Consider the following 16,731-nt stretch of genomic DNA (forward strand, 5'->3'; position numbering starts at 1 on the left):
GCGACCACAGCACGATGGCATCGTCCGTTTCCGAGGGCGCCCACATCAGCTCGATCCGCCGCTCGCCATGCCCGATCGTCAGCCGATCCTCGAAGATCTCGTCGGGGTCGTGCATGGCCAGGTGACGCTCGAAGAAGGCGGCCGGCCGGCGGAACTGCATCTCGGCCAGCCGATGCTGCAGGCCGGCCGTCTCGCGGTAGCGCGCGTGTCGGCGCAGGACGCCCGCATGGGCGATCACCCGGGGCCGTGGATCGCCGCGTTGCGCGGCATGGGTCAGCCACTGGTCGACACCGGCGTTGTAGCCCAGGTGTCCGTGGCTGAAGCACAGGGCATGCAGCGGCGCATCGCTCAGCGCGCGCAGCGCATCGATCATGCCCGCCGTGACCTTGCCGCCCGGCCCGGCGTCCATCACCACCAGGCCGACATCGGTCTCGGCGGCGAAGGAATGGCCCTGGCCGCGCAGCAGATGCAGGCCGGGCCCGACGGTTTCGCTGCCTTCGCCGACGAGGAGGAAAGGCTTCTCGGTGTCTGCGCCGGTCGACGTGGATCGAGGCGCGGTCATGCGAGGGGCTCCATGGCCGTCGGCAAGTCGGCCGTCTCCTCGGCCTCGCCGATCACGCGCAGCGCCGGCGGACGCCAGCGGCCCTCCAGCAAGGCGGGGCGCGGGATGTAGGCCCGCAGGCAGAGGTAGAAGTCGCCGGCCGGTGCGGGCAGCCAATTGGCGCGTGCGTGCGGGTCGTCCGGTGCCTGGTGCGCGATGTGGATCGTGAGGCTGCCATCGGCCGCCCAGGCCAGCCCTTCGGTGCGATCGCCGATGGCATAGCGGCCGATGGGATTGGCCACCAGCATGTAGTCGCGTGCGTCGTACAGCGTGATCGACCAGAACGCGTCGACCGGCGGTGTGGCGCCAGGCGCGAAGCGCAGCGCGTACACGCGACGTCCCGTCAATGGCTGGCCGTCCTCGTCCTGCCAGGCCATGGGGTAGTAGGCCTCCGCGCTTTCGAGCATGCCGATGTACTTGAGCGCCACCAGGGCCCGGGTGCGATGGTCGCTGCCGAAGCTGCCCTGGACCTGCGGCGGCAGGATCCAGCCCTCCGCCGTGCGCTCACCGGTCTCGGTGGCGCGCAGCATGTCCAGCGCTTCCCGCAGTGCGCGGGTCAGGCGGTCAAGCGTCCTGCCTTCCGGGGCCGGGCTCGCGGGATCGAGGCCGACTGCGGCCAACGCACTGGACGGTACGCCGCCCGTGTCGGGCGGTGTCGGGTTCTGAGCCAGCGCGGCCCGCACCTGATGCGCGAAGTGGCTGGCCGTCGGGGGTGCGGTCGGGTCGCAGTCCGGATCGAAGCACGCAGGCCGCGGAGGGCGCCCGGCCATCCAGTCGCTCAAGCGTCGCACCTTGAGGCCATCCTGCACGGCATGGGCGCCGGCCAGGTCGTGTTCGCCATCGACCAGGATGCGGCCGATGATCCACACCCAGGGCGTAGGGCAGGGCACCTGGCAGCCGGGCGCCTGGAGCTGCGCCGGCAGATCGCCCTGCCAGCCGGGCGGCGTCAGCACGAAAGCGCGCGCCGCATTCCCGGTGCATCGCGTGCCCAGATGCGCAAAGGGATTGGTGAAGAAGTCCAGCAGGCCGAGCACGTAGTAGCGGCCTTGCGTGTCCGGCACGTCGATCACCAGGGGCTCGTCCACATGCAGCCAGGCGGTGGAATACAGCGTGTCGTTGTTGGGCGTGACCACGCGGCTGCGACCCGGTGCGAGCAGCTCGCGGGTGTGGGCGAACACGTTGCACCAGCGCTGGCCGGCCGGCGCCTCGCCATGATCGGCCAGCCGCCTGGGCGAGGTGGCGGCCCGCATGCGGCGCATCTCGTAGAGCGGATAGGCATGGACCACGACATCTCGGTCGGCGTCGCTGACGGCGGCAGAGTGGTCGTTCATGCCTTCCCCTCCAGCGGCTGCAGGGCGGGAATGCGCCACTGACGCACATCCTGGCGCGGGTGGTACAGGCGCAGGATCAGGTAGAAGCGCCCCGCTGGCGTGGGCAGCCAGTTGGCGGCGTCGGCCGGCCGGTCATGGCTGAAGATCAGCTGCAGGCTGCCGTCCACCTCGCGCCGCAGGCCCGGCGTGCGGTCGCCGATGGCATGGCGGCCGATGGCGTTCGGATACAGGAAGCGATCCGCGTCGTACAACGTGACGGACCAGAAGGCATCGGCTGGCGGCAGCGCATCCGCCTCGAAGCGCAGCAGGTGGCGGCGGCTGCCGTCGAGCGCCTGGCCGTCCGCGGCGAAATGGCCGGCTGCGTACAGCGCCTCGGTGGTCGCAAGGGCGCCGAGTCCGATGTAGGCGGTCAGCGCACGCGTCAGATAGTCATGGCCATAGCGGCCGGCGCGCCCGGCCAGCACCCAGGGCTTGCGCTTCCTGCTGCGCGCGGCCTCGCCCACCAGGCGGATAGCCTCGACGAAGCCCTGCAGCAGGCCCTCACGCACGGGCGCGTCGAGCAGGGCCCAGTCGAACCCGCTCCCAGGCCGCAACCCGGCCTGGCCGAACCAGGCGATCAGGCCCTGGTCCTCGGGGCGCCCTGGCGCATCGGAGAGCGCGCGGCAGAGGTTGCCGAAGAAGCGCCGGGCCACGTCCTCGGCGGGCACGCCGGCCTCCATGTCGGCCATGGCATCCACGGGCTCGCCCTCCCACCCGGCCACCGACGCCGGCGCGCGAGCGGGCCCGGTGCCCTCGGCCGGTGCCAGGCGAATGGTGGCCTGCAGCGCGCGGGCGGCGGGCTGGTCGGCCTCGTCGCCGACGAGGATGCGGCTGATCAGCCAGACCAGGTGCGTGGGGCAGGCCACCTGCCGCAGGTGCGACAGCGCGGCCGGGGCGGACTGGCCGGGGCCGAGCAGCAGCACCTGCTCGCCCTGCGCACTGCAGTTGCGCGGGCCGAGGTTCTCGAAGTTCTCGGTGTAGGCGTCATAGAGCGCCAGCACGAAGTAGCGGCCGGGATGCTCGGCGGCGGCCGGCACGGTCAGCACGCAGGGCCCGTCTCCTAGATGGATCCATGCGGTCGTGTAGAGCAGGTCGTTGGCCGGGGTGACGACGTCGCGGTCTTGGTCCGTGGAAGGCCGGGTGGCGGAATGCAAGGTGTTGAGGGGCGCGCGCGACGCCAGTCCGTGGTGGCCGGTCTGCAGCCGGCAGGTGCGCACCGACTCGACCAGCGGGTAGCCGTAGACGAAGGCGGCCAGGCCCGCCGAGCGGGCCATGTCACGGCGGCCGGCGTCCAGGCCGGAGAAGGAATCTTGGGTCTTCATGGTCATGGCAAAAGAAAGTGGGAGGGCAAAGGGTCAGTCCAGCCGCACGCCGGTGGCTTCGACCAGGCGCATGGACACGGGCAGGAAGCGCCGGTAGTTCTCGGCGGCCTCACGGGGCAGGTTGCCGATGGGCTCGGCGCCCAGTGCGGCGATGCGGGCGCGCAGATTCGGCTCCTGGAGGGCGGCCTGGGTCTCGCGTCCCAGGCGTTCGATCACGGCATCGGGCACCCGCGCTGGCGCCATCAGGGAGATCGGGCCGGTGAGGGCATAGACCTCGTCGTTGAAGCCCTGCTCGGCGAAGGTAGACACCTCCGGCAGGATCTGCGCGCGGGTGGTGCCAGCCATGGCCAGCGCACGCAACCGGCCGGCCTGGATGTAGGGAACCAGCGTGGCCGTGGAGCCCACCGTCATCTGCACCGTGCCGGCCACCAGGTCGAGGGCCATCGGCGCCTCGCCCTTGTAGGCGACGTGCAGCGTCTGCAGGCCGTAGCGCTTGTCCATGAAGACCTGGATCTGGTGCGGCTGCGTGCCGGCGCCCCAGGAGCCCATGGCGAAGCGGCCGGGCCGGGCGCGGATCGTCTCGATGAGCCCGGCGAAGTCGCGGACCTCGACCGAGGGATGCACCGCCAGCACGGTGCGTGGCGTGGCGATGTCCGAGACCATACGCAGGTCCGTGCGCGGGTCGTAGGGCAGCCGCTTGTAGAGCACCAGGTTGGCCGCGATGGGGCCGGGGACGGTCAGCAGCAGCGTGTAGCCGTCGGCCGCGCTCTTGGCGGCCGCGTCGGTGCCGATGATGCCGCCCGCGCCCGCGCGGTTCTCGACGATCACGGGCTGGCCCAGGCGGGGCGATAGCGCCTCGGCCAACAGCCGGGCCAGCGTGTCGGTCGAGCCGCCGGCCGCGTACTGCACCACGATGCGCACCGGCCGGGCGGGCCAGTCGGATCCGACGCCGGAAGGGGCGGCGGCCCGTGCGAGCCCCATGGGCAGCGCTGTGGTGGCCAGGGCGGACAGGCCCGCCAGGACGCGCCGGCGGGCAAGGCCGGCAGTGGGCTGGCCGTCGACCGACGAGGCCGCGCAGGTCGCGTCGGCGGCTTCGCCAAGGCAGTAGCCGCCGCTCATCGCTGGGCTCCTTCCGCGACGGTGGCGATGGCCGCCTCCGCCACGCCCACCGGAGATGGGGCCGCCGTCGTCCGTCCGACCACCAGTGCGTCGACCGCCACGCAGCCGCCTTCACTGCGCGCGCGCACGATCAGCGGGTTGATTTCTGCGCTTTCCAGCGTGTCGCCGGCGCGCAGGGCCAGATCGGCCAGGGCGCACAGCGTGTCGGCCAGGCTGTCGAGGTCGGCGGGCGGCCGTCCGCGTGCACCGTCGAGCACGGCGAAAGCGCGCAGCTCGCGCACCATGGCCAGGGCCTCCTCGCGGTCCACGGGCAGCACACGCACCGCAACATCGCGCAGCACCTCGGCATGGATGCCGCCCAGCCCCACGACCAGCACCGCGCCGAAGACGGGATCGCGCCGCACCCCCGCAATGCACTCGGTACCGCCACCCACCATGCGCGCGACCAGGGCGCCTTCCAGCCGGGCATCGGGACGCCGCTGTACCACGCGCGCCTGGAGCGCCCGGTAGGCCTGCTGCACGGCGGCGCCGCCTTCGAGCCCCAGCGCGACGCCGCCGGCCTCGGTCTTGTGCGGCAGGTCGGCGCTGACCACCTTGAGGGCCACGGCGCCGCCCAGCGCGCCGGCCGCCTCCGCGGCCTCTGCGGCACTGCGCACCCAGCGGTGCGCCACCACCGGCACGCCGCACTCGGCCATCAGGCCCAGGGCAGCCGGTTCGTTCATGGGGCCGGGCGCGAGCCGGATGGCCGGGCCGCGCGGCGCCGCTTCAGCCACCAGACGCGGCGCCTGGGCCGCCAGGCGGGCGATGGTGCGGATGCCGTCGGAGGGATCGGCGAACACCAGGCAGCGCATGGCTTCCAGCTCGGCCCGGCGGGCAGCCGGCATCAGCGTGCTGATGGCCAGCAGCGTGTCGGGGAAGGCCTCGCGCAGCGAGGCGACCAGCGAGCGCAGCACCGGCCAGAAGGCTTCGGAGGCTCCGGCCGCGGCCAGGAAGCCCATCCAGGAGGCGAAGCCCTGGTCCTCCAGCATGAGGCGGGCGCTGCGCTCTATGAGCGTGAAGTCGTTGGTCACCTGACCCGTGATGTCCACGGGATTGCGCGGTGCCGCAAAGGGCACCCACTCGCGCAGCGTGGCCTGCGCCTGCGCGCTCAGGGGCCGCACGTCCAGGCCCTGCGCGTCCGCGGCGTCGGCCATCAGCGCGCCCACGCCGCCCGACAGGGTGAACAGGCCCAGGCTGCCGTCGCGCGGCCGCCCCGCCACCGCGGCGCTGTGGGCCAGGTCGAAGAACTCGGTGAGCGTGTGGGCGCGCATGACGCCATAGCGGCGCATCACGGCCTCGTACACCGCGTCGTCGCCCGCCAGTGCCGCGGTGTGCGAAGCCGCGGCCTCGGCGCCCAGCGCGGTCTGGCCCACCTTGACCATGACCACCGGCTTGCCGGCGGCCTGCGACAGGGCAAGGGCCTCGCGCAGCCGCTCGCCGTCGCGGCAGCCTTCCATGTAGCCCATGATCACGTCAGTGCCCGGGTCGCGGGCCAGCCACGCTAGGCAGTCCGCGAACTGCACGTCGGCCTCGTTGCCGGTGGTGGCCCACAGCGACAGGCCCACGCCACGCTCGCGCGCCATGGCATAGGCATAGGCGCCGAAGGCGCCGGACTGGCTCACCAGCCCGATGCGGCCCGGTGCGACCCGGCCCACGCCAGGCGCGGGGGAGAAGGTGGCATAGACCTGGCTGCGCAGGTTCATGAAGCCCAGGCAGTTGGGTCCGATCAAGCGAATGCCCGCCTCGCGCACGCGCCGGCCCAGCCGCGCCTGCGCCGCCACACCGTCGCCCCCGATCTCGGCGTAGCCCGAGGAGAACAGCACCAGGCCGCGCACGCGGGCCGCGATGGCGTCCTCCACCGCGGCCTCGACACGGGCGGCGGGCACCGACAGGATGGCAAGGTCCACAGGTGCCCCGATGGCCTGCAGGCTGGCATGGGCAGGCAGGCCCTGCACCTCGTCGGTGGTGGGATTGACGGCGTAGAGCCGGCCTTCGTAGCCGAAGCGCCGCAGATAGTCGACGGGAATGCCGCCGATCTTCTGCGGGTTGGCCGAGGCGCCGACCACCGCGATGGCCCCCGGGTTGAAGAGTGCCGACAGGCTGTCGAGCCGGCGGTCCAGGTCGTTCATGGCTTGCATCGGTAAAGGGCTCAGAAGTTGTGGCGGATGCCGGCGGCCAGCACGCGCACGCCGTCGCCGCTGTTGGCGGCGACGGTCACCCCGGCGAGCGTGGCCGAAGCGGTGGCGTGGTTGCCCAGTCCTAGCCAGCGCGCATAGAGGGTGGTGCGGCGGCTGAGGTGGTGGTCGTAACCCAGCGTCCAGCCGAGCTGGCGACGCTCGCTGCCGTCGACGCGGCGGTCGACCGCCTCGACCATGAGCTGCGACATGGCAGTGAAGCTGTAGCGTGCGCCCAGGCTGGTGAGCCGGGCCGAGGGAACCGCCGGCAGGCTGGAGCGCACGCGCACGTGGTTGGCATACAGGTCGAGGGCGTCGAGCTTGTAGGTAGCACTCAGGCCCTGGTAGGTGGTGCGGGGTGGATCGGCCAGCGGCGCGGTGGCGCTGCCGCCGTGCGCGCGCTGGAACGCATAGGCCAGCGTGAGCCGCTCGCCCGTCCAGCCCGCGGCACCGCCTTCGAACTGGCCGCTGCGCTTGCTGGCCTGCGCGGATTCGCCGAAGCCGAAGGCCACGTCGGCCCAGAAGCCGTCTCCCTGCGGCGTGCGCAGGCGAACCATGTTGCTGGCCCGGGCGGCAAAGGCCTGGGCGCCCGGCTGCGCGTCGGTGGCCGCCACCAGGTTCAGCGGAGAGAACACCGAGTTCAGGCCATAGGGGTCGGCCCGGAACAGCGTGTAGAACATGGGCGTGTACATGCGCCCGAGGTCCACTTGGCCCCAGGGGCCGGCCAGGCTCACGAAGGACTGGCGGGTGAAGCTGAGTTCCGGGCCGGGCAGGTTGCCCAGGCCGGTGTCCGGCGAGATGCCGCTTTCGAGCACGAAGCCCGCGCGCAGGCCGCCGCCCAGGTCCTCCGTGCCGCGAAAACCCAGCCGCGAGGCGGTGTGCCCACCGTCCTGCAGCCGCGTCCAGGAACTGCTGCCACTGCGCGCGTGGGCCACGTACAGGTCCACCGTGCCGTACATCGTGACGCCTTGCGCCCACGCGCCGGCGCCCGCCGCCAGCCCCAGGCCGGCTGCCAGGAAAGTCTTCATGTCTGCTTGTCTCCGTGGGGCCGTCCGGCCCTTGTCGTGGTTTGAACGGGTTCCACGATAGGCAGGCAAAAGCCCAAAATCTGTCAACGCACCGACACAAACACGGAGATCACCCCTGGCGAACCCCAACACGCGGGCCATCGAAGCAGCCTTGAATACTCAACCGACAGTCCCCGACGCACCGCCTGCTTCGCTCGTCGGACGGGCGCCCTCGGGGGCGGCCGCGCGGGCGCTCATCGCCCGGGGCCTGCGCTGGTGCGAGCTTTTCTCGACCTGGCCGGAGCACAGCATCCAGCGACTTCTGCCCGCGGTGCGACTGCGACGGCATCGTCGTGGCGCCCAGGTGCTCGGCCACGAGGACGGCTCGCGGCGCGAACTGCTGGTGGTGGTGTCGGGCAGCCTCGAGGTGGCGGCCGTCAACGAGTCAGGGCGCCGCTACGTCAACTCGCTGCTCGGGCCCCGCCATGTGGTACCGCTGGTGCGCCTGCTCGACGATGTGCCGCTGAGCTACAGCTACGACGCGCACGAGGACTCGGTGGTGCTGCACATTCCCGCCGACGCCATGATCGAGGTGCTGGATGGGGAGCCGGTGCTCTGGCGCGAGGTGGCGCGGCTGGCGCTGTACCGGCAGCGCTTGAGCGTCGGCTCGCTGCGGGCGCAGATGGTGGGCTCGATCCAGCGGCGCCTGGCCGCGACACTGGTGAACATGGAGATGGGCTACCACCTGTCGGGCAGCCCGGTGCGCGAAGGCCTGGTGCAGCTCTCCCAGGCCGACCTGGCCGCGATGTTGGGTCTGTCGCGCCAGACCATCAACAAGGAGCTGAGCCGTCTGCGCGACCTGGGCCTGGTGGAATACGGGGGCGGCTACAAGCGACTGCGGATCGTCGACCTGCAGGCTCTGCAGCGCCTGGTGGAGTCGTGACGGAGGAGGGGCGTCGTCAGCCCTGATGCTCGTACACGTACAGCCCGACGTCGATCCGCCCCTCGCGGAAGCCCGCCTCGCAATAGGCCAGGTAGTACTCCCACAGGCGATGGAAGCGCTCGTCGAAGCCCAGCGGCTGGATCGATGCCCATTGCGCCATGAAGCGGCGGCGCCATTCGGCCAGGGTCAGCGCATAGCTGTGGCCGAAGCGCTGCACCTCGGCCAGCTTCAGGCCCACCCGCTCGCCCTGCTCGCGCATGAGGGTGGGCGTGGGGAGCATGCCACCCGGGAAAATGAAGCGCTGGATGAAGTCGGCACCGGCGCGGTAGCGCGCGAAGGCCGACTCGTCGATGGTGATCGCCTGGACGACGACGCGGCCGCCGGCCGCCAGCCGGTTCTTCAGCACCTGGAAGTAGGTCGGCCACCAGGCCTCGCCCACGGCCTCGATCATCTCGATGGAGACGATGCGGTCGAACCGGCCCTGCACGTCCCGGTAGTCCTGCAGGCGAAGGTCGACGCGCTCGTGCAGGCCGGCCTGCACCGCGCGGTCCTGGGCGCAGCGCAGCTGCTCGGTGGACAGCGTGAGGCCGGTGACCCGTGCGCCAGCCTGGGCGATCTGGCGTGCCAGACCGCCCCAGCCGCAGCCGATCTCCAGCACGGACTGATCGGGCGCCAGGTCCAGCAGCTCGACGATCCGGCTGAGCTTGCGCGCCTGCGCGGCTTCGAGCGTCTCGTGGTCGTCGGCGTAGATGGCGCTGGAGTACTGCAGGCCAGGGTCGAGCCAGCGTTCGTAGAAGGCGTTGCCCAGGTCGTAGTGGAAGGCGATGTTGTCGCGGCTGCCCGCGCGACTGTTGTCGCGGCGCAGATGGGCCAGCCGGGCCAGCCACCGGGCCGGCCGCATGCCGTCGATGACGCCCTGCCATGCGGCCTCGTTGGCGGCGCCGAGTTCCAGCACGGCCAGCAGGTCGGGCGTGGACCATTCGCCGTCGCGGTAGGCGATGGCCAGGCCCAGGTCGCCCTGCGCCAGCAGCCGCAGCAGCGGCCGCCAGCGGTGCAGCCGGATCAGCGCCTGCGGACCGGGCAGGGCGCCGCGCGCCTCCAGCCGCTCGCCGTGCGGCAGTTGCACGATCAGGTGCCCGGCCTTCAACTGCTGCAGCAGGGGCCGGATGCAGCGCCGGGCCAGCATCGCCGCCAGCAGGCCGGGACGTTGCGAGTCGGGCGGCGGTGTCAGGTCGCAGGAGGGGTCGAGGGGAGCGGTCATGGCGTGGGACGCAAGGTGGCGGACGGGCCGGAGGGCAGGGCCGGGGACTCTGCCGGCGACACGGTAACCGGATTCTGGGGAGGCGCCGGCCTGGCCACCAGGCCGACGCCCTTGAGCCACAGCCGCAGCGCCTCCCAGTGGATGGCGCCGATCACCTTGAGCGTGAGCAGCGGATGGCTGAAGAAGGCCCGCAGCAGTGCCGCGTCGCCGAGCGGCCGGGCCCGCGCATCGAGCCGCGCCACGAGCAGCGGGCCCTGGGCGTCGACCGCGTCCACGCCCACTTCCAGCCGGCTGTCGGCGCCGGCATCGGCCTCGGGCGGACGGATTCGGAAGCGGTAGTGCATGTCCAGCCCCATAAAGGGCGAGACGTACAGCTGCTTGTCGCAGCGTTGCTCAATGACATCGGCATCGCCGGCCGTGGCCGGGAGCAGGTAGCTGTGGCGCTGGCCGAAGGTGTTGTTGACCTCGTAGAGGATGGCCTGCAGGCCGCCCGTCGGTGCATCGCAGAAGTACACGCTCAGCGGATTGAAGGCGTAGCCGAGGATGCGCGGCATGGTCAGCAGGCGGATGCGTCCGCCCGTTGGCAGGCCGGCGGCCTGCAACTGCTGCTCGACGTGCGCGCGAGGCCCCCGCGCATCGCCGGCGCCGTAGTCCTGCCAGTGCAGGCTGAACAGGTTGAAACGCCCGAGCGAGAACAGGCGGCTGCGCGCCGCCAAGGCCTGCACGCGGTCGATGTCCAGCAGCAGCGAATACACGCGGTAAGCCAGGCGGTGCCGCCGCGGCCGCATGCGCTGGTGCATCACGCGGCCGAGGTACAGGGCCTGTCCGTCGGCCTGCGCCGCATCGGGCAGGTGGGAGCCGGCCGGCTGCTCGCTCACGCCGTCACCTCGGCCGCCCGGGCGCCGATGTGGATGCGGCCCGATTCGTTCGCGACCTGCCACGGCCGGCGTACGCCGCCCAGGGCCTCGGCCACGGCCAGTCCCGACTGCAGGCCGTCCTCGTGAAACCCCGAGCCGAAGTAGGCGCCGCAATACCAAACGCGCCGCCGACCCTGGATCGACCACAGCGCCCGCTGCGCCTCGATGGCCCGCGCGTCGAACAGCGGATGCTCGTAGACCTGCGTGCGGATCAGGTGATCGCCATGCGGTTCGACGATGGGATTGAGCGTGACGAACAGCGGCGTCTTCTCGTCGATGCCCTGCAGCCGGTTCATCCAGTAGGTGACGCAGGGGGCGCCTTCGGGCCGGCGCCGGTCGGACAGGTAGTTCCAGCTCGACCAGACGGCGCGGCGCCGCGGCATCAGCGCCGGAACGCTGTGCAGCACCGTATGGTTACGCGAATAGCGGAAGGCGCCCAGCAGGCGGCTCTCGTCCTCGCTCGGATCCTGCAGCATGCCCAGCGCCTGGTCGGCATGTGCGCCCACAACCACGGCATCGAAGCGCTCGGGCCACCAGCCGGCCGCCGTGCGCACCCAGGCGCCTTCGTCATCGCGGCGCAGCGCCACGACCGGCTGGTCGAGGTGCATGCGTTCGCGAAAGTCGGCTGTCAGCCGCTGCACATAGGCCCGGCTGCCGCCCTTCACGGTGCGCCAGACGGGACGGCCGTTGACCTGCAGCAGATGGTGGTTCTCGCAGAAGCGGATGAAGGCCTCGGTCGGGTAGCGGCCCACTTGGCCAGCGGGCGTGGACCAGATGGCCGCCGCCATCGGATAAAGGTGATCTTCGCGGAAGGCACGACCGTAGCCATGCCCATCCAGGAATTCCTCCAGCGGCTGCAGCCCGGCCTTGGCCGCCCGGGCCGGGGCCTCGCGGTAGAAGCGCACCAGGTCGCGCAGCATGGCCCAGAAGCGCGGGCGCAGCAGGTTGCGCGGCTGCGCGAACAGGCCCCGCAGGTCGGTGCCCGCGTACTCGAGCGCACCGCCGTCCTGGCTGACGGCAAAGGACATGTCCGAGGCCACCGTCGGCACCTCGAGGTGGGCGAACAGGGCGGTGAGGTTGGGGTAGGAGGGCTCGTTGTAGACGATGAAGCCCGTGTCCACCGGCACATGGCCGCCGCCGGTGGCCGGCGCGTCGACCGTGTGGCTGTGGCCGCCCGGGCGGGGCTCGCTCTCGAAGACCGTTACGCGGTGGCGCTGGTTCAGCAGCCAGGCGGCCGAGAGGCCGGCAATGCCGCCGCCGACCACCGCGATGTTCAGGGGCGCATCCCCGGACGAAACGGGCGCGGGCGGCAGGCCATGGGCGACAGGGGTGGTCAGGCTCATCGGAACTCCAGGGTGCATGCCGCCTATACGGCCGGCCGCGGGATTTGGATTCGTGCTGTCCTACAAGGGATGCAGCCCCCGCCGTGATCCAATCCGCCAGCGGCAGCGTAAAGGCTTTCATCATGGAAGCCCGGTACCAGCCGTCGATTGTCCCCCCGCCACGGAAGCGTCCGCTGCCCGTGTCCATCGTGAACCTCGCCGACGCCCAAGCCGTACTCCCCACCTCCGCCGAACTGTGCGACCTGGTTCGCGCGGTGGCGGAGCACCAGGACCGGACGGCCTTCGCGGTGCTCTTCAAGCACTTCGCGCCGCGCGTCAAGACCTACCTGATGCGTGCCGGGGCCGACCCGGATGCGGCGGAAGACCTGGCGCAGGAGACCATGGTGGCGCTCTGGCGCAAGGCCGCGCTCTTCGATGCGCGGCAGGCCGGCGTGTCGACCTGGGTCTTCACCATCGCGCGCAACCTGCGCGTGGACCGCTATCGCCGGCAGGGCGGGGCGGTGGAGGTGCTCTCGGCCGAGCAGGCCGACCTGGATTCCATGCCCGAGGATGCCCCCGCACCGGACGAGCGCCTGCACGCCCGCCGCTGCGAGCACCGGTTGCGCGAGGCGCTGCGGCGCCTTCCGCCCGACCAGGTGCGGGTGCTCCATCTGTCTTATTTCGAGGACCAGCCGCATGCGCGGATCGCCGACGAACTCGGCATTCCCCTGGGCACGGTCAAGTCGCGGGTGCGACTGGCCGTGGCGCATCTGCGAAAGCTGCTGGATGGCCTGGCATGACGACGATCCGACATCACCCGACCGACGACATGTTGGTCGCACTTGCCGCGGGCACGCTGCCCGCCGGCCCGGCCGCCGTGCTGGGCAGCCATGTGGAAACCTGTCCGGCCTGCGCCGAGCGCCTGATGGAGCTGGAAGCACTGGGCGGCGCACTGCTGGAAGAACTGCCCGACGCGGGCCTGGCGCCCGAGGCGCTGGCCCGCACGCTGGCCCTCATCGACGCACCGCAGGCCATGCCTGCCGCCACAGCGCCTGCGCGGCGGACGCGCGGTCATCGGCCGTCACGTCCTGAGCTGCCGGCCGGCGCGCACTGGCCGCGGGCCCTCGACGGTTGCAGCGCCACGCCTTGGCGCTGGATCGGCCCCGGCATGCGCTGGAGCCGCCTGCATCTGCCGCAGGATCCTGCGGCCAACGTCTTCCTGCTGCGCATCGGCGCCGGCAAGTTCCTGCCGCCGCATACCCACAGCGAGCTGGAACTGACCCAGGTGCTGTGGGGCAGCTTCCATGACGGCCGGGCCCTGTTCGGCCCGGGCGATTTCGATGCCGCGGATGGTGATATCCACCACCAGCCGGTGGTGCAGGCCGGCAGCGAATGCATCTGCCTCGCCTCCGTCGACGGTCGCGTGGTGTTCGACAGCTTCCTGGCGCGTACGTTGGGATCGCTCGTCGGCATGTGAGGTTTGCGCGGGGCCCGAGGACTCGGGCGAGGTGGATCGGCTGACGCACCGAGGGGCGTCGCGCCTCGCCGCTAATCATTTCACTGCATCAATTGCAATGGAAAAGGGGCCGTAAAGGCGCCTTGCAATTGGACGGTCGGCAGTTCAGCCGCGCCAGGCGAGCGTGAGCCGTGTGGCCAGCGCCGAGGCCACGCCGGTCACGAAGGTGCCCCAGATCAGGTCGGCCACGGTCACCTGCCACGGCCATTGCTTGAGCGTGGCCTGGTTGGTGAGGTCATAGGTGGCATAGCAGAAGAGGCCCAGCAACGCGCCCATGACCAGCGCCTGCATGGGCCTGCGTGCCTCCAGCGCCGGGCCGATGGCGAAGATCACCATGCCCACCAGGTACAGAAGGTAGAAGATGACCGCGGGCGCCACCGAGAAGCCGTCCGCCATCAGGTGGCCGATGGAGGGCCGGTACAGGCGCGACGCCATCGTGCCCAGCCAGATGGCGTCCAGGCCCAGAAAGACGACGGCGGCGATGCCGTAGGCGGTGAGGTAATGCGAGAAGGGCAGGGCCATGGTCGTTCCGGCGGGTCAGGGTGGATGAATGGGGGCCGCGCTCAGCGCAGGCGATAGCTCAGCAGCTTGCCGCCTTCGAGCGTGCCGTCCAGGCCCACCCAGCGGCCGCTGCCGTCATACCAGAGGTCGATGCGCTGCTTGAGCGCCACGATGCGCCAGCGCTGGGCTTCGACCGACTGGCCGCGCACGTCGATGCTGCCCGCTGGCAGCGGCTCGATGCGCACTGCCTCCAGCTTGCCGGTCTGGGCATTGAGCAGCTCGCGCTGCTTCAGGATCGCGCGGTTCCAGTAGGCGAAGCTCATGGCGCAACCGGCCAGCAGCGGGTCACCCGGCTCCAGTCGCACGGCGAGCTTGTCGCCGTTGTCGTCGGTGTCGGCGGTGAGCGACTTGAGGCAATCACCCTGCCAGCGCTCCTGAGCCTGATGGCGGTAGCGGTAGACGGTGATGCCCAGCAGCTTGACGTCGAAGCGGGCCTCGCTGCGCAGACTGCGGCCGCCGCCATCCTGCGTCTCCAGCGTGAACACATGCTGGCCGATGGGCTTGCCGTCGAGGGAGGCTTCGAAGGACCAGACCTGCTGCGCCCAGGCGCCCAGGGGCAGGACCAGGGCCAGCAGCCCTGCCAGCGCCACGCGACCGCGCAAGGATCCGCCGGTGGCGCCGCAGCAGCTTGCGTGACGGGTGCGATCCGCCGCGGCCATCGCCGTGTTCATGCCGCACGCCGCCGCGGCGGCCAGGGAATGAACGCGCTCGTCCGGGCCACGTAGTCGCGATAGGCCGGGCGGCGTGCGCTCAGGTCCTTCTCCAGCAGTGTCACTCCCGACACACGCAGCAGCATGAAGGTGATCAGCACCGGCGAGACGAAACACCAGAGCGCGCCCGCGCCGCCGGCCTCCAGCGTCATCAGCGCCAGGCCCCACCAGACGCAGCTCTCGCCGAAGTAGTTGGGGTGGCGGGTGTAGTGCCACAGGCCTTGGTCCATGACCGCATGGCCGCCTTTGTGCTTCGCGCGGAAGCCGGCCATCTGCGCATCCGCCACTGCCTCGAACACGACGCCGAACAGCGCCAGGGCCGCGCCCAGCAGGTCGAGCGCGCCGAAGGGGCGGTTGCCTGCCATGCCGGCCAGCAGGGGGGCCGAGATGATCCAGCCCAGCACCCACTGCAGGCCGAACACGATGACCAGGCTCTTCCACGCGAAGGCCGCGCCATGGCGCTCCCGCATCTCGGCATAGCGGCGATCCTCGCCATGGCCCCAGTTGCGCCAGCTGATGTAGACGCACAGCCGCAGCGCCCAGGCCAGCGCCAGGCCCAGCATCACGAGGCGGCGGGTGGGGTCCGCCGCCGGCATCGCGGCCGAATAAGCCAGGGCCGGCACCGTGATCAGCCAGGGCCAAATGCGGTCGGCCAGGCTGGCGTCGCGCTTCCACAGGCTGGCCAGCCAGCCGGCCAGCGCGATCGGCAGCGACACCAGAAGACCCAGGAGCGCGGCGTGGAGCATCGTCCGACCCTCAGCGCTTCTGGAACAGGTAGTGGCCCACCCACCAGCGCTGGCCTTCGTCCCAGCCGAACAGCTCCTCGACCGAGAGGAAGAACAGGCGCCAGCGCATCCACCAACGGTCGGCCTCGTTGGCGCCATAGGCGGATGCGATGACGGGCAGCAACTCGGGCCGGTGGGCGTCCATGTTGTCCAGCCAGGCGCGGGCGGTGCGGGCGTAGTGCCGGCCGTCCCAGCGCCAGCGGTCGACCAGCCGGAGGTCGTCCTGGCACTGCATGGCCAGGTCGTCGCTGGGCATCATGCCGCCAGCGAAGAAGTAGCGCGTCATCCAGTCGCTGGCGTCGCGCTCGACGAAGGGGTAGGGCGCCTCCTTGTGCACGAACACATGCATGAAGAAACGGCCTTCCGGCGACAGCCAGTTGGCCACGCGGGCGAAGGCGGCTGGCCAGTTGCGCAGGTGCTCGAACATCTCCACCGACACGATGCGGTCGAAGCGCTCGTCGGTGTCGAAGGCGTTGACGTCGCAGGTGATGACCTTGAGGTTGCACAGGTGCCGCCGCGCCGCCTGCCCTTCGATGTAGGCCCGCTGCGAATGCGAGTTCGACACCACGGTGATCGGGCTGGCCGGGTAGCGCGCCGCCATGTAGAGCGACAGGGAGCCCCAGCCACAGCCCAGCTCCAGGATGCGCTGGCCGTTGACCAGGCCGGCGCGCTCGCAGGTAGTGGCTAACGCGGCGGTCTCGGCGGCGTCCAGGTCCTCGATGCCCGGGCCCCATTCGCAGCAGCTGTACTTGCGATGGGCGCCCAGCACGCCGCCGAAGAAATCGGCCGGCACCTCGTAGTGCTGTTCGTTGGCCTTTTCGGGCAGGGGCGCGAGCGGTGCGGTGCGCATGCTGGCGAGGAAGTCGCGGGTCTGCTGGGCCACGGCTTCGGCGTCGCCGCAACGCAGTTCCTCGATGCGCTCGCGGATCAGGCGGCGGATGCCGAGGCGGATCACGCTGTCGGGCACATAGCCCTGTTCGACCCAGCGGATGGCGGTGGCGGTGTTGTCACGGGGCATGGCGGTGTGGGTGTCGCGTTGGGACGAAGCGTGTGTGTCCGTCTGTACGCAGACTGCGGGCTTTTG

General features: G+C 71.2%; 15 protein-coding genes and 1 pseudogene. 3 read left to right on the forward strand and 13 right to left on the reverse strand.

What is annotated here, in order from left to right; genetic code table 11:
• From QZ772_RS10930 to QZ772_RS10955, 6 genes and pseudogenes are all read right to left on the reverse strand, one after another.
• A pseudogene (locus tag QZ772_RS10930) lies at positions 1-562 on the reverse strand (alkyl sulfatase); the annotation flags it as partial.
• On the reverse strand, positions 559-1,932 hold the full coding sequence (locus QZ772_RS10935; protein WP_295525840.1) for a DUF1254 domain-containing protein: 1,374 nt from the start codon (positions 1,930-1,932) through the stop codon (positions 559-561). The pseudogene QZ772_RS10930 and the gene QZ772_RS10935, both read right to left, overlap by 4 nt.
• Positions 1,929-3,293 carry a DUF1254 domain-containing protein gene (locus QZ772_RS10940; RefSeq protein WP_295525843.1) on the reverse strand — a complete coding sequence of 455 codons (1,365 nt, stop codon included), beginning with the start codon at positions 3,291-3,293 and terminating at the stop codon, positions 1,929-1,931. Before QZ772_RS10940 ends, QZ772_RS10935 begins: the two co-directional genes overlap by 4 nt.
• Before the next feature lie 33 nt (positions 3,294-3,326).
• Positions 3,327-4,274 (reverse strand): tripartite tricarboxylate transporter substrate binding protein, encoded by a 948-nt coding sequence (locus tag QZ772_RS10945; RefSeq protein WP_366510578.1) that lies wholly within the window; start codon positions 4,272-4,274, stop codon positions 3,327-3,329.
• Positions 4,275-4,408: 134 nt separating this feature from the next.
• Positions 4,409-6,589 carry an acetate--CoA ligase family protein gene (locus QZ772_RS10950; RefSeq protein ID WP_295525847.1) on the reverse strand — a complete coding sequence of 727 codons (2,181 nt, stop codon included), beginning with the start codon at positions 6,587-6,589 and terminating at the stop codon, positions 4,409-4,411.
• Positions 6,590-6,600: 11 nt separating this feature from the next.
• Complete coding sequence (locus tag QZ772_RS10955; RefSeq protein ID WP_295525849.1) at positions 6,601-7,653, reverse strand: porin; 1,053 nt, start codon at positions 7,651-7,653, stop codon at positions 6,601-6,603.
• 151 nt (positions 7,654-7,804) lie between these two features.
• Here QZ772_RS10955 and QZ772_RS10960 point away from each other — a divergent pair, with 151 nt between their 5' ends.
• Positions 7,805-8,575, forward strand: a complete 771-nt coding sequence (locus tag QZ772_RS10960; RefSeq protein ID WP_295525851.1) for a Crp/Fnr family transcriptional regulator — start codon at positions 7,805-7,807, stop codon at positions 8,573-8,575.
• A 16-nt stretch (positions 8,576-8,591) separates the two neighbouring features.
• On the opposite strand, the gene QZ772_RS10965 is transcribed toward QZ772_RS10960, so the two are convergent.
• The 3 genes from QZ772_RS10965 to QZ772_RS10975 are packed head-to-tail and all read right to left on the reverse strand — an operon-like array spanning position 8,592 to position 12,096.
• Positions 8,592-9,836 (reverse strand): cyclopropane-fatty-acyl-phospholipid synthase family protein, encoded by a 1,245-nt coding sequence (locus tag QZ772_RS10965; protein ID WP_295525853.1) that lies wholly within the window; start codon positions 9,834-9,836, stop codon positions 8,592-8,594.
• A complete protein-coding gene (locus QZ772_RS10970) occupies positions 9,833-10,714 on the reverse strand; it encodes a DUF1365 family protein (protein WP_295525856.1) in 882 nt (293 codons plus the stop codon). Before QZ772_RS10970 ends, QZ772_RS10965 begins: the two co-directional genes overlap by 4 nt.
• Positions 10,711-12,096 (reverse strand): FAD-dependent oxidoreductase, encoded by a 1,386-nt coding sequence (locus tag QZ772_RS10975; protein WP_295525859.1) that lies wholly within the window; start codon positions 12,094-12,096, stop codon positions 10,711-10,713. Before QZ772_RS10975 ends, QZ772_RS10970 begins: the two co-directional genes overlap by 4 nt.
• Before the next feature lie 179 nt (positions 12,097-12,275).
• On the opposite strand from QZ772_RS10975, the gene QZ772_RS10980 reads away from it, so the two are divergent.
• Together QZ772_RS10980 and QZ772_RS10985 are read left to right on the forward strand one after the other, a co-directional pair.
• Complete coding sequence (locus QZ772_RS10980) at positions 12,276-12,875, forward strand: sigma-70 family RNA polymerase sigma factor (RefSeq protein WP_295525862.1); 600 nt, start codon at positions 12,276-12,278, stop codon at positions 12,873-12,875.
• Positions 12,872-13,552 carry a ChrR family anti-sigma-E factor gene (locus QZ772_RS10985; protein ID WP_295525864.1) on the forward strand — a complete coding sequence of 227 codons (681 nt, stop codon included), beginning with the start codon at positions 12,872-12,874 and terminating at the stop codon, positions 13,550-13,552. Before QZ772_RS10980 ends, QZ772_RS10985 begins: the two co-directional genes overlap by 4 nt.
• 144 nt (positions 13,553-13,696) lie before the next feature.
• Here QZ772_RS10985 and QZ772_RS10990 read toward each other — a convergent pair whose 3' ends face one another.
• The 4 genes from QZ772_RS10990 to QZ772_RS11005 are packed head-to-tail and all read right to left on the reverse strand — an operon-like array spanning position 13,697 to position 16,665.
• On the reverse strand, positions 13,697-14,113 hold the full coding sequence (locus tag QZ772_RS10990) for a DUF2177 family protein (protein ID WP_295525867.1): 417 nt from the start codon (positions 14,111-14,113) through the stop codon (positions 13,697-13,699).
• Between the two features lie 41 nt (positions 14,114-14,154).
• Complete coding sequence (locus QZ772_RS10995; protein ID WP_295525869.1) at positions 14,155-14,823, reverse strand: DUF6134 family protein; 669 nt, start codon at positions 14,821-14,823, stop codon at positions 14,155-14,157.
• Positions 14,820-15,608, reverse strand: a complete 789-nt coding sequence (locus tag QZ772_RS11000) for a DUF1295 domain-containing protein (RefSeq protein WP_295525872.1) — start codon at positions 15,606-15,608, stop codon at positions 14,820-14,822. The genes QZ772_RS10995 and QZ772_RS11000 overlap by 4 nt, the downstream gene beginning before the upstream one ends.
• A 10-nt stretch (positions 15,609-15,618) precedes the next feature.
• Complete coding sequence (locus QZ772_RS11005; RefSeq protein ID WP_295525874.1) at positions 15,619-16,665, reverse strand: cyclopropane-fatty-acyl-phospholipid synthase family protein; 1,047 nt, start codon at positions 16,663-16,665, stop codon at positions 15,619-15,621.
• Between the last annotated feature and the right edge of the window lie 66 nt (positions 16,666-16,731).

This window comes from uncultured Pseudacidovorax sp., assembly GCF_913773995.1.
GTDB lineage: Bacteria > Pseudomonadota > Gammaproteobacteria > Burkholderiales > Burkholderiaceae_C > Xenophilus.

Bases quoted from the DNA above. Each gene is read 5' to 3' on its own strand.
- QZ772_RS10950 (WP_295525847.1), bottom strand. From the start codon at position 6,589: ATGCAAGCCATGAACGACCTGGACCGCCGGCTCGACAGCCTGTCGGCA.
- QZ772_RS11000 (WP_295525872.1), bottom strand. From the start codon at position 15,608: ATGCTCCACGCCGCGCTCCTGGGTCTTCTGGTGTCGCTGCCGATCGCG.
- QZ772_RS10995 (WP_295525869.1), bottom strand. From the start codon at position 14,823: ATGAACACGGCGATGGCCGCGGCGGATCGCACCCGTCACGCAAGCTGC.
- QZ772_RS10985 (WP_295525864.1), top strand. From the start codon at position 12,872: ATGACGACGATCCGACATCACCCGACCGACGACATGTTGGTCGCACTT.
- QZ772_RS11005 (WP_295525874.1), bottom strand. From the start codon at position 16,665: ATGCCCCGTGACAACACCGCCACCGCCATCCGCTGGGTCGAACAGGGC.
- QZ772_RS10975 (WP_295525859.1), bottom strand. From the start codon at position 12,096: ATGAGCCTGACCACCCCTGTCGCCCATGGCCTGCCGCCCGCGCCCGTT.
- QZ772_RS10965 (WP_295525853.1), bottom strand. From the start codon at position 9,836: ATGACCGCTCCCCTCGACCCCTCCTGCGACCTGACACCGCCGCCCGAC.
- QZ772_RS10945 (WP_366510578.1), bottom strand. From the start codon at position 4,274: ATGGGGCTCGCACGGGCCGCCGCCCCTTCCGGCGTCGGATCCGACTGG.
- QZ772_RS10990 (WP_295525867.1), bottom strand. From the start codon at position 14,113: ATGGCCCTGCCCTTCTCGCATTACCTCACCGCCTACGGCATCGCCGCC.
- QZ772_RS10935 (WP_295525840.1), bottom strand. From the start codon at position 1,932: ATGAACGACCACTCTGCCGCCGTCAGCGACGCCGACCGAGATGTCGTG.
- QZ772_RS10955 (WP_295525849.1), bottom strand. From the start codon at position 7,653: ATGAAGACTTTCCTGGCAGCCGGCCTGGGGCTGGCGGCGGGCGCCGGC.
- QZ772_RS10940 (WP_295525843.1), bottom strand. From the start codon at position 3,293: ATGAAGACCCAAGATTCCTTCTCCGGCCTGGACGCCGGCCGCCGTGAC.